This window comes from Bacillus suaedaesalsae (assembly GCF_016890225.1).
Classification (GTDB): domain Bacteria; phylum Bacillota; class Bacilli; order Bacillales; family SA4; genus Bacillus_BS; species Bacillus_BS suaedaesalsae.
Map to the genome: position 1 here is coordinate 173,169 of NZ_JAFELM010000031.1, position 13,564 is coordinate 186,732.

Annotated in this window: 14 protein-coding genes; 1 reads left to right on the top strand and 13 read right to left on the bottom strand. The window is 37.8% G+C overall.

Annotated elements, in window-relative coordinates; translation table 11 throughout:
- Positions 1-26: 26 nt before the first annotated feature.
- From plsX to JR050_RS12525, 7 genes are all read right to left on the bottom strand, one after another.
- Entirely contained in the window at positions 27-1,013 is a 987-nt protein-coding gene (gene plsX, locus JR050_RS12495) for a phosphate acyltransferase PlsX (protein WP_204203828.1), read from the bottom strand.
- Between the two features lie 19 nt (positions 1,014-1,032).
- Positions 1,033-1,611, bottom strand: a complete 579-nt coding sequence (gene fapR / locus JR050_RS12500; protein WP_204203829.1) for a transcription factor FapR — start codon at positions 1,609-1,611, stop codon at positions 1,033-1,035.
- Between the two features lie 191 nt (positions 1,612-1,802).
- The gene (recG, locus tag JR050_RS12505) at positions 1,803-3,851 is read right to left on the bottom strand and encodes an ATP-dependent DNA helicase RecG (RefSeq protein WP_204203963.1); all 2,049 of its coding nucleotides are present in this window, start codon (positions 3,849-3,851) and stop codon (positions 1,803-1,805) included.
- Positions 3,844-4,731 carry an L-serine ammonia-lyase, iron-sulfur-dependent, subunit alpha gene (gene sdaAA, locus JR050_RS12510; RefSeq protein ID WP_204203830.1) on the bottom strand — a complete coding sequence of 296 codons (888 nt, stop codon included), beginning with the start codon at positions 4,729-4,731 and terminating at the stop codon, positions 3,844-3,846. Before sdaAA ends, recG begins: the two co-directional genes overlap by 8 nt.
- A gap of 51 nt (positions 4,732-4,782) precedes the next feature.
- Entirely contained in the window at positions 4,783-5,445 is a 663-nt protein-coding gene (gene sdaAB, locus JR050_RS12515; RefSeq protein WP_204203831.1) for an L-serine ammonia-lyase, iron-sulfur-dependent subunit beta, read from the bottom strand.
- Between the two features lie 100 nt (positions 5,446-5,545).
- Positions 5,546-7,228 carry a DAK2 domain-containing protein gene (locus JR050_RS12520; protein WP_204203832.1) on the bottom strand — a complete coding sequence of 561 codons (1,683 nt, stop codon included), beginning with the start codon at positions 7,226-7,228 and terminating at the stop codon, positions 5,546-5,548.
- A gap of 15 nt (positions 7,229-7,243) precedes the next feature.
- Positions 7,244-7,606: an Asp23/Gls24 family envelope stress response protein gene (locus JR050_RS12525; protein ID WP_204203833.1), complete on the bottom strand. Its 363-nt coding sequence runs from the start codon at positions 7,604-7,606 to the stop codon at positions 7,244-7,246.
- Positions 7,607-7,952: 346 nt separating this feature from the next.
- Between JR050_RS12525 and rpmB the strand changes: the two genes are divergently transcribed.
- Entirely contained in the window at positions 7,953-8,141 is a 189-nt protein-coding gene (gene rpmB, locus JR050_RS12530; RefSeq protein ID WP_149219258.1) for a 50S ribosomal protein L28, read from the top strand.
- A 135-nt stretch (positions 8,142-8,276) separates the two neighbouring features.
- Here the strand turns inward: rpmB and spoVM are convergent, their stop codons facing one another.
- The 6 genes from spoVM to JR050_RS12560 all read right to left on the bottom strand — a co-directional run bounded on the left by spoVM (position 8,277) and on the right by JR050_RS12560 (position 13,564).
- Positions 8,277-8,357, bottom strand: coding sequence for a stage V sporulation protein SpoVM (spoVM, locus tag JR050_RS12535; protein ID WP_149219458.1), 81 nt, complete (start codon positions 8,355-8,357; stop codon positions 8,277-8,279).
- 81 nt (positions 8,358-8,438) lie between these two features.
- Positions 8,439-9,089: a thiamine diphosphokinase gene (locus JR050_RS12540; RefSeq protein ID WP_204203834.1), complete on the bottom strand. Its 651-nt coding sequence runs from the start codon at positions 9,087-9,089 to the stop codon at positions 8,439-8,441.
- Between the two features lie 223 nt (positions 9,090-9,312).
- Complete coding sequence (gene rpe / locus JR050_RS12545) at positions 9,313-9,960, bottom strand: ribulose-phosphate 3-epimerase (RefSeq protein ID WP_204203835.1); 648 nt, start codon at positions 9,958-9,960, stop codon at positions 9,313-9,315.
- A gap of 1 nt (position 9,961) precedes the next feature.
- Positions 9,962-10,843: a ribosome small subunit-dependent GTPase A gene (gene rsgA, locus JR050_RS12550; protein ID WP_204203836.1), complete on the bottom strand. Its 882-nt coding sequence runs from the start codon at positions 10,841-10,843 to the stop codon at positions 9,962-9,964.
- A 19-nt stretch (positions 10,844-10,862) separates the two neighbouring features.
- Complete coding sequence (gene pknB / locus JR050_RS12555; RefSeq protein WP_239454344.1) at positions 10,863-12,806, bottom strand: Stk1 family PASTA domain-containing Ser/Thr kinase; 1,944 nt, start codon at positions 12,804-12,806, stop codon at positions 10,863-10,865.
- Complete coding sequence (locus tag JR050_RS12560) at positions 12,806-13,564, bottom strand: Stp1/IreP family PP2C-type Ser/Thr phosphatase (RefSeq protein ID WP_204203965.1); 759 nt, start codon at positions 13,562-13,564, stop codon at positions 12,806-12,808. Before JR050_RS12560 ends, pknB begins: the two co-directional genes overlap by 1 nt.

Sequence of the window (13,564 nt, forward strand, 5' to 3'; positions counted from 1 at the left end):
TTACATTCCCCTCTCCGATATCTCTTCTATTCCTTTTGTGTGACTGCTGAAGAGATTGTCTCTATCATGTTATTTGAAAGCATATCTCTCGTTTGTCTAATTGCATGAAACATGGCCGTTGAATTGGATGAACCATGAGCCTTAACAACAGGGGCCTTTAAACCAAATAATGCTGCTCCACCATATTCTGAGTAATCCATCATTTTCTTTAATCCGGAAAGCTTTGGTTTAAGTACTGCTGCTGCTAACTTTGTTGTGACACTACTTGTTAATGTCGTCTTCAGCATTGAAAATAGCCCCATCGCGGTGCCCTCAATAGTCTTTAACGTAACGTTACCTGTAAATCCATCAGTAACAACTACATCTGCTACTCCATCTAACAAATCTCGTGCTTCTACATTCCCAACAAAGTTCAGGTTCGCTTCGGAAATTAACTGATAAGCTGCTTTAGTTAATTCATTCCCCTTTTTTTCTTCCGTACCAACATTTAGTAGACCAACTCTAGGATTTGCTACTCCTCTTACTTTCTCAGCGTAAATGGATCCCATCAACGCATATTGTAGTAAGTGTTCCGGCTTTGCATCAGCATTTGCACCTACATCTAGGAATAAAAACCCATCCCCATTAATAGTTGGTAAAGTAGGAGCTAAAGCTGGACGTTCAATTCCGTCAATACGTCCAACAACAAATAAGCCTGCTGTCATTAAAGCACCTGTATTACCTGCAGAGATACACGCATCCGCTCGTCCCTCACTGACTTCTTTTGCCATTAATACTAGAGATGCGTTCTTTTTTCTGCGAACTGCTCTAACTGGCTCATCTGTCGCTTCAATAACTTCTTCAGTATGTATAATCTCAATTCGTTCCTTATTACTAAGGAATGGTAGTATACGCTTTTCGTCACCAACTAATGTAAAAGATACGTCTGGAAATACCCCGGCAGCTTCCACTACACCTTTTACAATTTCGTCTGGAGCGTTATCTCCACCCATTGCATCTATAGCTATTCTCACTAATACTCATCCTCTTTAATTATTCATTTTCTTCCGTAACACTTGATCGGAACATATGGAATTCACCTGAGAAAACAAGCTCACTCCCTACAAAACTGTTTACTTCAACAACAGTCCGATCCTTTTCCTTGCCAACTGAAGTGACTTTTGCTTTTGCAATTATTCTTTCGTTAACCTTTACTGAGCGAGTAAATCGAATATTTGCTTTTGCAGTTAATGCTAGTTCATCATTTATGACCGCAACAGCAAGCGAGTTTGCTTGAGCAAATAGATGATGACCACGCGCAATTTGGTTTCGCTTAAAGACATGCTCTTCCTTCACGTCAAAAATGGAAATAGCAGATTCATCTAATACAAGATCCACAATCTCTCCTATTACTTCTTCAATCGGTAGAGATCTGACCTCTTTATCAAGCTGTTTTTCAGCTACATGTTTTATTCTTTCTCTTAATTCAGGAATTGATAGCTCGAGTCGATCAAGTCTAATGGTTTGAATACTAACTACAAACTTATCAGCTAACTCCTCATCTGTAATAAAAGGATTATCAGAAATTGTTTCTTTAAGAAGGAGTTGCCTTTCTTTTTTATTTTTCTTCATAAGACACCTTCCGAGATACTAAGACTAGGTACTAAAAGTAGTATATAATTATAAAAAGCAGATTGCAATAGTTTTCATTGCAATCTGCTTTAATTTGATCGTATATCGGAACATTTATTTCACATTGTGGTTGATTTTCTCTTGGAAGTTAATCAACTCCAGATCCTTCTATATGGTCTACTATTCATGTATTAATCCAACTTCTCACCAGCTAATGCCCCTGATTGTAAGACCGTTTCTCTTAAACACTTGTATTCGTCACTTTCCCAAAAAGTTTTGGAGTTTATGAGTGTAACGGCATCTTGTCTTGCAACTTCTAGCGCTCTATAATCATGGACCATATCAGCTATTTTAAACTCAGGTAACCCGCTTTGTTTCTTTCCAAAGAAGTCTCCTGGTCCCCGGAGTTCTAAATCCTTTTCCGATAAAACAAACCCATCGTTTGTTTCTGTCATAATTGTCATTCTCTCTTTACCAGCTTCACTTTTTGGATCTGCCAATAAAATACAGTAAGATTGTTCCGCACCACGGCCAACACGGCCACGTAATTGATGAAGTTGTGATAAGCCGAATCGCTCCGCATCGTAAATTACCATAATGGTAGCATTCGGAACGTTAACACCAACTTCTACAACGGTTGTAGATACGAGTATATGATGTTCATTTGCACTAAATGCTTTCATAACATCCTCTTTTTCATCAGAGGATAACCTACCATGCATGAGTCCTACACGATAATTAGGAGCAAATGTATGTGACAGCATCACATGTACATCAATTGCATTTTGGACGTCCAGTTTTTCTGATTCTTCAATTAAAGGACAAATAACATATGCCTGTCTTCCTTTTTGAAGCTCTTTTTCAATAAACCCTATTACTCTATCGATCATATTATGCTTGACCCAGTAGGTTTCTATTTTCTTTCTACCGGCTGGTAACTCATCGATAATTGATACATCCATTTCACCAAAAGCCGTAATAGCAAGAGTTCTTGGAATCGGTGTCGCTGTCATAAATAATACATCTGGTGCCACGCCTTTCTCTCTTAGAATTCGACGCTGCTCTACTCCAAAACGATGCTGTTCATCAGTAATTACTAGCCCCAGGCATTTAAAATCGACTTCGTCCTGAATAAGTGCATGTGTACCAATTAATATATCAATTTTACCTTCTTTTAAATTTTCTAATAGAAGCCTCCGTTGTTTACCTTTGACAGAAGATGTTAACAACGCAACCTTAATGCCAACAGGTTCTAGTAGGCTTTTCAAACCTTCTTCGTGCTGCTCAGCTAATATTTCTGTTGGCACCATTAATGCACCTTGAAAGCCTGATAGGGTGATAGCATACAATGCAATTGCAGCGACCACTGTTTTACCTGAACCGACGTCACCCTGTAATAGACGGTTCATGCGATACGGAGAACGCAAATCATCTGTTATTTCTTTCACTACACGTTCTTGTGCATTCGTTAACGGGAACGGCAATCCTTGAATAAACGCATCTAACGCTTCTTCTTTATACGTATGAGCAATTCCTTTTGAATTTTCTCTCTCGTACTTTCTTAAAGCTTGCATTTTTAATTGAAAAAGCAAAAATTCCTCGTAAACCATCCTTCTTCTTGCTTGCTTCACATCATCAAAATTGCTAGGGAAGTGTAGCCTTTTCAACGTTTCCATTCGAGGTAAAAGCTTATAACGATCTCTTAGAGAAGCTGGTAGGTTTTCTTTTATTTCATGTTCGTATTGCTTAAAAGCATTTTGTATATATCTTTGCAGTGCTTTCGTTGTGACTTCACCCTTTGTGTGGTAAAGCGGTTTTAATTCTTCTGCTCGAGTAGCATCTCCAAGCTTCATTTCACTTACCGTCAACGTTTGACGATGCTTGTCCCACTTACCGGTTAACGTTACGACAGATCCTAGCGTTAGTTTACTTTTTACATAGGGCTGATTAAAGAATACAGCCGTTAGTAAGTATCGATCCACAAGGACTCTTGTGGTAATACGAGATTTTTTCCTCCCAAAATAAGAAGCAACCGGAGCACTATGAACGACGCCTTGCACTGTTACACGTTCATCATGCTTTACTTCTTCTAAATCTTTTAACCTGTAATCTTCATAGCGATACGGAATATGCTCTAATAGATCACCAACTGTAAAAAGCCCCATAATTTCTAGGGCTGTTTGTGACTCTGGACCAATACCTTTTACATTAATAACAGATTCGTTTAGAAAATTACTCACCTTTTGAAAGCGGTATTCCAAAGATCTTTGCTTCAAGCTCACGACCTGTTGGTGTAGCCGCTAAACCTCCCTCAGCTGTCTCTTTTAACGCTGTAGGCATTGTTAGACCGATTTTATACATCGCATCAATAACCTCATCACAAGGAATTCGGCTCGTAATGCCTGCTAACGCCATATCTGCTGCAACCATTGCATTTGCAGCTCCCATTGCGTTTCGTTTTACACAAGGCACTTCAACTAAGCCTGCAACTGGATCACAAACTAAACCGAGCATATTCTTTAATGTAATGGCCATTGCTTCTGCTGCTTGACTCGGTGTACCTCCAGCCAACTCGACAATGGCCGCTGCTGCCATACCCGAGGCTGAACCGACTTCCGCCTGACACCCACCAGCTGCTCCAGAGATCGAAGCATTATTTGCTACAACAAATCCAAAGGCACCTGATGTAAATAAAAACTCTATCATTTCTTCTCGAGTCGGATTTAACTTTTCTCTCACAGCAAACAACGTCCCTGGTACCACACCGGCTGATCCTGCAGTTGGAGTTGCACATATTGTTCCCATGGCTGCATTTACTTCGTTTGTTGCGACAGCTTTACTAACCGCATCTAAGATTGTTTCTCCTGAAAGAAACTTTCCTTTTTGAATATATTTTTGCAGGAGAACAGCATCTCCACCAGTTAAACCGGAGTGAGATTTAACCCCAGCTAATCCTCTTTCAACAGCCTGTTCCATTACTTTTAAATTTGCATCCATAAATGCGATTACTTCTTCTCTTGTTTTTCTAGTTACAGTCATTTCTTGTTGAATCATGACCTCCGAGATTTTACAACCTCTTGTTTCTGCTAACTCAACTAGTTCGGCTACATTACGAAACATAGTGAACCTCCTTAAATCTATTAATAGGAGAAATTGTAAGCGTTACCAATGTTAGTCTACAATTTTTGTTACTTGAAGAATATTCGGCAGGGATCTAAGTTCATTTAACACAGAGTCTTCAATTACCTGATCAACCTCTATCGTCATTAATGCCATCTTCCCTTTTTCTTTCCTTGAAACATCCATATGTCCAATGTTAATTTGATATTTTGCTAGTACGTTGGAAACAGCTGCTATCGAACCATATCGATCATTATGAACGACTAATATCGCCGGATTTTCGCCTGTTAGTTTTAATTCAAATCCGTTTAGCTCAGTAATTTCAATTTTCCCTCCGCCAATGGAGATACCAACTAATTCTAGTTCACTAGCCTCGTCTCCTATACGAACTCTTGCTGTATTCGGATGATCTGTAATTGCCTCTTCTTCTCTGAAGGTAATTTTAATACCAGCCTTATTAGCAATATCAATAGAAGTTTTTATTCTTTCATCCATTGTATCAAAATCAAGGATTCCTCCTATGATTGCAACATCAGTACCATGACCTTTATACGTTTTTGCAAAAGATCCGTAAAAAGATATATCAATCCATTTTGGTTCTTTTCCGTATAATGTTCTCGCTACTCTACCAATTCTAGCTGCACCTGCAGTATGTGAACTTGAAGGTCCAATCATAATAGGTCCAATAATGTCAAATACGCTTTTGTATTTCAAGTAAAGTCCCTCTCCCCTCGAATTCTATCGCAACTTCTATTATAAACCTTTATATACAAATTGAATAGAAGGGATCATTCCCTTCTATTCATTAGTTAATTTATTCAATTGAGAAAATATACGAATATAAAGGCTGATTTCCGTTATGAATTTCCACTTCAACATCTTCGAACTTCTCTTCGATATATTGAGCTAATTCATCCACTTCTACTTCAGATGCATCTTCACCATGTATGATTGTGATGATTTCATCATCTTCCGTAATCATAGTTGCAAGAAGATCTTTCGCAACTTGCAATTGCTCTTTAGCTGTTACAACAATTTTCCCATTTGCAATTCCCATGAAGTTATCTTTCTCAATTTCAAGACCATCAATTGTCGTATCTCGAACTGCATACGTAACTTGACCAGTCTTAACGTTACCGAGCGCTTCTTTCATTTGCTCAGAGTTTTGGTTTTGATCAATTGAAGGATTAAATGCTAATAGAGCCGCCATCCCTTGTGGAACAGTTTTAGACGGAATAACTACAACATCATCCCCTATTACTGAGGCTGCTTGTTCGGCTGCCATTATAATATTACTGTTGTTCGGTAGGATATACACTTTCTTCGCATTAACTTCTTCAATTGCTTTTACAATGTCTTCCGTACTTGGATTCATTGTTTGGCCGCCTTCGATTACCGCTCCGGCTCCAAGACTTGTGAACAATTCAGCAATACCCGAGCCCATCGCCACCGTAACAATACCGTATTCAGCTTTTTGCTTTTTCGGAGCAACAGCTACTGCTTGTTCATGCTTTTCATCTTCAGAAAGAATATTGCTATGCTGTTGTCTCATGTTTTCTATTTTAAGGTTGATTAAGCTACCATACTTTTGTCCATATGTTAGTACTTCACCTGGATATTCAGCATGAATGTGTACTTTAACAATTTCATCATCAGCCACTACTAATAATGAATCACCGTGTTTGCTTAAGTCTTCTCTAAAGCTTTCTTCTGAGAAAGGATTTAACGATGTTTTCTCATCTTCGAAACGAACCATAAATTCTGTACAATATCCAAATTCGAGTGCAGAAATATCGATATTACTTTGTACACTTTTATGGTGTTCTGCACTAACTAATTCAGTCATAGAAGGTCCAGTAACAGAAGCTTCTGGTAACTTTTCTCCTTTTAATTCAGCAAGGAATCCTTCATAAACAATGACTAAACCTTGACCACCACTGTCTACTACTCCAACTTCTTTTAGGACAGGAAGCAAATCCGGAGTACGACTTAATGATGCTTTCGCTTCTTTTAGTACTTCTTCCATCAATGCAATGATATCTGTTTCATTTTTCGCAACAGTTAACGCATGCTTTGCAGCATCCTTTGCAACTGTAAGAATAGTACCTTCAACTGGCTTCATTACAGCTTTATATGCTGTTTCAACACCCGCTTGAAGTGCGACAGCAAATTCTTCACTTGTGATTGTTTCCTTTTGCTCAATGGACTTCGAGAATCCTCTAAACAACTGAGAAAGAATAACCCCTGAGTTACCTCTAGCCCCCATAAGAAGACCTTTAGCTAAACTTGAGCCAACTTTACCAATGTGGGGATTAACATTATTTTTTACTTCTTTCGCACCGGAACTTATAGACAAGTTCATATTCGTTCCAGTATCACCATCAGGAACTGGAAAAACGTTTAAGGCATCCACCATTTTAACGTTGTTTGCTAAATTTTCTGCACCTTGGATCACCATTTGAGCAAAACGTTTTCCATCCAATTTTGTAATTGTCACAAAAACTTCCTCCTTCTATACGTTCGTAACACGAACTCCCTGCACATAGATATTTACTGTATCTACGGCAAGCCCTAGCGTTTTATCTAGTGTGTATTTTACTTTTGTTTGAACATTATGGGCAATCTCTGAGATTTTTGTGCCATACGTAACAACGATATACATATCAATATGTAAGCTATCATTTTCTTGGCGTACTACAACACCTTTTGTAAAGTTTTCTTTTTTTAGAATTTCAGCAATTCCATCTTTTAATTGCTTTTTAGAGGACATCCCTACAATTCCATAACATTCTACTGCAGCCCCACCTGCAATTGTAGCAATAACGTCATTGGAAATATCGATACTTCCAAATTGGTTTTTCATTTCTATTGACATTGCGCTTCCCCCTTTTAATTTTCGAACTTTCTTGTATATAAGTCCAGACTAGGAGACCAATATGTTTGGGTCATAAGACATAGCTGTCTTACATTTTACTATACTATAACATATTTTAAAAGGAAAATTGGCTAATATACATAGGAACTATATTCTATAGTATACAGCAATTAAAAAAATACTATGTCAAGGTTTTTTTCTTGAATGTATTATTGCAATCTTACTATTGTTGTGATAAAGTAAAAAAGTATTTTTATAAAGGCTATTCGCCTTACCCAACATGTAAAGTAGTACTTATGAAAATTGTCATAGGTCCTTGATTAGATAGTAGCAAGGAGGGAAAATAATGGCTCGCAAATGTGTAATTACAGGTAAGAAAGCATCTTTCGGAAACTCACGTTCACATGCTATGAACTCAAATAGACGTTCTTGGGGGGCAAACCTACAAAAGGTTCGCATTCTAGTAAACGGTAAACCTAAGCGTGTGTATGTTTCTGCTAGAGCACTTAAGTCTGGTAAAGTAGAACGCGTATAATAAAATGGAAAAAGACGATGGACATCCATCGTCTTTTTTATTTCCTATTCAATTTTCTGTCCACATGGCATAAAAGACGATTCATCCTCAAAGAAGGAGCACTTTCTAAAATAGTTGGAAAGTGCTTTGTACATATTAGTCCTTTTTAATTGAACCAAGCACCGCTTTTATAATACCACCTAAAAATTTCGGAAGCTTAATCGTGTAAAATTTCATAGTGTCCCTCCTCAAACATGTTACGGGTAAAATTAAACAAGCTCACACATTAAAGTATATTCATAAAAATTAAAATAGTGCCTATTCCATTAAATCTTTACTCTTTACCATTATGACTATGCCTTGTTTAAAAGAAAAAGTACCACTTTCTTCAATTATTTCATTACTCACACATAAAGTTGTACCCCATTTGATGTCCACATTTGTTAAAGGATACTTTACTCCCGTAATTGTTATACCTTTTACTTCATGAGAAAATGGTAAGAAGGAAACATATTTATAACCATTGTTTTTGGTTAACAGATGAAATCCAGGCTCTACTAGCTTCACTGAATTTTGAATATCAATGATCTCTATTTCTAATTTATGATGAGAGCCCTTTAATAACAATTGAATGTTTGATAAAGCATGGTCTAACCTTCCTCCTGTCGCACCAAATACAATGATTTTAGAGGGTTTTTGCTCAATTGCCCAATTTAGAGCTAGCTCTAGATCTGTTTCATCTTTTTCAGCTGGTGACAACATAAATTCTTTATAAGTAGTATTCATCCACTCCATCTCTGTTTCTGTGACTGAGTCAAAATCTCCAATACCTTTTATCGGTTTTATTCCTTGCTCTAGTAAATATAACAGCCCTCTATCGACTCCTATCCAGTACACATCCTCATTGTGATACTTGGTTAAGTCAGGAATCATATTTGACGGCCCACCAGCTACAATATGTATATGCATGTCTTCCCCCTTTTACACGTAACAATCTTGAATATCATCAAAGCCATAAGAAAAAAGCTATTGCCATTATTTTCTTATACGCTCTGTTAAACAAAAATGTTGATTTCCATGGAAGGCACTCGCCTTCACTCCAATCATCATGCTGCAAAAATCAACACTGTACTTTAACAAATCCTTCATATATGCAAAAAAAGAGACCGCACGAAGCAGTCTCCATTTTTCATTATGCTTGCTTAAGAGATTGAATCGCCTTTTGACGGTCTGCTTTATTAAAAACAGCTGAACCAGCAACTAATAATGTTGCCCCCGCCTCCGCACATAATCGAGCAGTTTCAGTGTTCACCCCACCATCGACCTCTAATTCAACCGATAGATTTCGTTCCTTTATCCATGATGAGATTTTTTTAAGCTTTGGAAGCGTCGAATGAATAAACCTCTGTCCACCAAAGCCTGGATTTACAGTCATAACTAACACTAAATCTATATCCTCTAAAATCGGCTCAATCATCTCAGCAGGAGTCGCAGGATTTAGTACAACACCCGCTTTCACACCACAGTCCTTTATAGACTGTATCGTCCTATGGAGGTGTGTGCACGCTTCTACATGGACAGAGATAACATCTGCCCCTGCCTTAGCAAACCCGGATATATAATGATCTGGGTTGCTGATCATTAAATGGACGTCTAAAGGTAATGATGTAATTGGTCGAATGGCCTCAACAATTAGTGGACCAATTGTAATGTTTGGAACAAAGTGCCCATCCATCACATCTACATGAATATAATCCGCCCCAGCTCTTTCTACGTCTTTAATTTCTTCACCTAGTTTTGCAAAATCAGCTGACAATATCGATGGTGCTATTTTAAGCATCTTAATACCTCGGCTTTCGATCTTTTATTTCTTGCAAGAACTCAACATAATCATCATAGCGATATTGAGTGATTCCTCCGTTTGTAAGAGCGTCCTTCACAGCACATTTTGGCTCTGATATATGGGTACAGCCTCTAAACTTACAATCTTGTGATAACTCTCTCATTTCCGGGAAACAATCAGACAGCTCCGTTACTTCAATTTCAGTAAACTCCAATGAGCTGAAACCTGGAGTGTCTGCAACCCATCCGTTACCGATTTCAATGAGTTCTACGTGACGAGTCGTATGCTTTCCTCGACCTAGATGTGAGGAAATTTCATTCGTTTTAATTTCAAGATCTGGACGAAGCACTTGTAAAATTGAAGATTTCCCCACTCCCGATTGCCCTGCAAACACCGAAATACGGTCCTCAAAGAACGGCAAAAGCATATCGATTGTTTTATTATCATCAGTAGCTGTTAAAAGGACTTCATAACCAATATGACGATAATCAGCAGCATATTTTTCAATTTTTTCACGCGTTTTCTGATCAACTATATCCATCTTGCTAATGCAAATAATCGGTAATATATGCTTTGACTCAATTAAAACGAGAAAACGGTCTAGCAGCAGAGGATTAAAATCAGGTTCTACAGCAGAGAACACTAATATGGCTTGATCAACATTAGCAATCGGTGGCCGAATAAGGTCGTTTTTCCTTTCATAAACCTCCATAATATATCCTTCTCGTTCATTTTCTGCTTCAAAGGAAACCTGGTCACCAACAAGGGGAGTTACTTTATTTTTTCGAAATATCCCTCTACCGCGACATTGTGTGATTCCATCCTCATTTACCACATAATAAAACCCGCTTAGTGCTTTAATAATTTTGCCTTTTGGCATACTTTCACCCCTTGATCAATCATTGCACATCTTTATATAGTACCGTTCTTTCAATTATGACATTGCCATCCCTTTCGACTTTATAGGTTGCGCTACCTTCATAAGGAATAATCAATTGAATTTGAAAGACTTGGTCTGCTGTAATTGTTTTATTCACAACCGGTGTACCGGTCAACTCATTTTCCATATCCTCAACATATATTCGAACAGTCTGAGGCTTTCCCTCTTCTGTTGGCTGATATTGAACTAATATTTCTTGTGTTGAGGTCTTAGGCTTTTCTTCAGGTCCTTTTGAAACGACAACTGAAATGGAATCGCCTGCCTTCAACTCTGTACCCGGCGCAGGTGTTTGCTGAATAATAATATCCTTTTGCGCTTCCTCTGAATTGATATATTTTGGCTTATCAAGCACTAGACCCCATTGCGCAACATAATTTTCAACTTCTCTAATTGTGTACCCAACGAGGTTACCTAGTTCAAAGGTGGGTGGTCCTGTACTAACAAAAAGTGTAAGCTCTGTATCTTCTAAAACATAATCACCTGTTTTTGGAAATTGATCAATAATCTCTCCAGCTTGTACTTCTGAAGAAGACTGGTTTTTTATAATGACTTCTTTAAATTTCTCTTTAAGGGAATTTGAAATGTCTTCATAATTTTGACCAATATAGTCTTCAATTTCCGCTTTCTCTTTTCCTTTACTCGTATAAATCGTAATCATAGAGCCTTCTTTCGCAACGACACCTGATTTGGGGTTCGTTCTTACAACTTTACCTTCTTCAATCTCGTCATCGAATACTTCTTTAGGTTCACCAATCACCAGTCCTAATTTATCTAATTCACTGTACGCAGCTTCATAACTCTTTCCGGATACATCTGGTATGGTCACATCACTAGGTAATAAAAATGAAGGAACTATAGTAAATGCTGCGATGATCCCTACTATTAATAGAAACAAGGTGGTAATTACCCTTACCACTATTTTTTTACCCTTTTTCTTTTTAGGCGTTTCTTTATCTTTATCATGATGAATAATCGTATCGTCAGCATTTTTTACCTGTGCTGTTTTTTCATCTCTAATAATGGGTATTGCTTTCGTTGCTTCACCGTCTAACTCAGGAATTTTAAAAGGCACTTCATTCACTCTACTTGGATCTAACGAAGTTCGTAAGTCCTCTTGCATCGCTTCAACGTTATCATAACGATAAAAAGAATCCTTTGCCGTTGACTTTAATATAATATTTTCAATACTTTGTGGTATGTGTGGATTCCATCGTTTTGGTGAAGGTGTTTCGTTTTGCAAGTGCTTAATGGCAATTGAAACAGCGGATTCACCGAAGAAAGGCAATCTACCTGTAATTAGCTCAAACATCACAATTCCGAGTGAGTATAAATCTGACTTTTTAGTTGCCATTCCTCCTCGTGCCTGTTCTGGTGATAAATAATGTACAGAACCTAAAAACGAATTTGTTTGAGTAATTGTCGTTGAACTTAGTGCTACTGCTATACCAAAATCCGTAACCTTCACAACACCATTTTCATCAATCAGTATATTTTGTGGTTTAATGTCACGGTGTACAATATGGTTTTCATGTGCATGACTAATTGCAGATGTTAATTGAAGCATAATGTTCACACTTTCTTCATTCGAAAGTGGTCCGTTCTTTTGTATGTATTGCTTCAATGTATAGCCATCAATATATTCCATCACTATATACAGAATCTGTTCATCTTCTCCCACATCATAAATGCTTACAATGTTTGGATGGTTTAAGCTAGTTGCAGCTTGAGCCTCTCTATGAAAACGACGGATAAACTCTTCATCATTTGAAATATCAGGTCTAAGTACTTTTACGGCAACGTCTCGCTCTAAGATCATATCTTTTGCAAGGTATACGTTAGCCATTCCTCCGCCGCCAATAGAATCGATAATTTTATATCTGCCGCTTAATCGTTTTCCAATCATTATTGTTCACCACTTTCTTGCTGAACGTTTGGGAATTGAACGATTACAAGCGTAATATTATCCTCTCCACCATTATCATTTGCCAATGTAACAAGCTTAGTACCCTTTTCTTCTAAGCTACTATCATCTACTAAATGACTACGAATCTCGTCTTCCGTCATTTTATTGGAGAGACCGTCCGAACATAATAATAAGTACTCGATATCTTCATTTGGGAACGTTTTTATATCTACTTGAACATGTGTATCTGTTCCTAACGCACGTAATATAACATTTTTACGTGGATGATATTCGGCATCTTCCTTACTAATTTGACCAGACCGAACAAGCTCATTTACAAGAGTGTGATCTTCTGTTATCTGGCTAATCTCGTTTTCCTGTATCATGTAACAACGACTGTCCCCAATATGTGCTATGGTGACAGAATCTTGTAAACAGATGGAGAGAACTAACGTTGTCCCCATCCCTTCACATTCTTGGTTTTGTTTTGAATGGTCAAATACAAGTTTATTAACGGTTTTCACATGATCTTGAAGCCACTTTTCCGCTTCTTCTGGACTCGTAATTGAATTTGTTTCTTTCCAGTGTTTCTCAAATAGCGACGTAGCCATAGTACTTGCTACATCTCCCGCACGATGTCCGCCCATACCATCAGCAACAACCACTAATAATTGACCTGATTTATTTACGAACGCTCCACCATTATCTTCGTTATGTTGTCTAACTCTTCCCCTGTCAGTAAGAAAAAACGTCTTTAT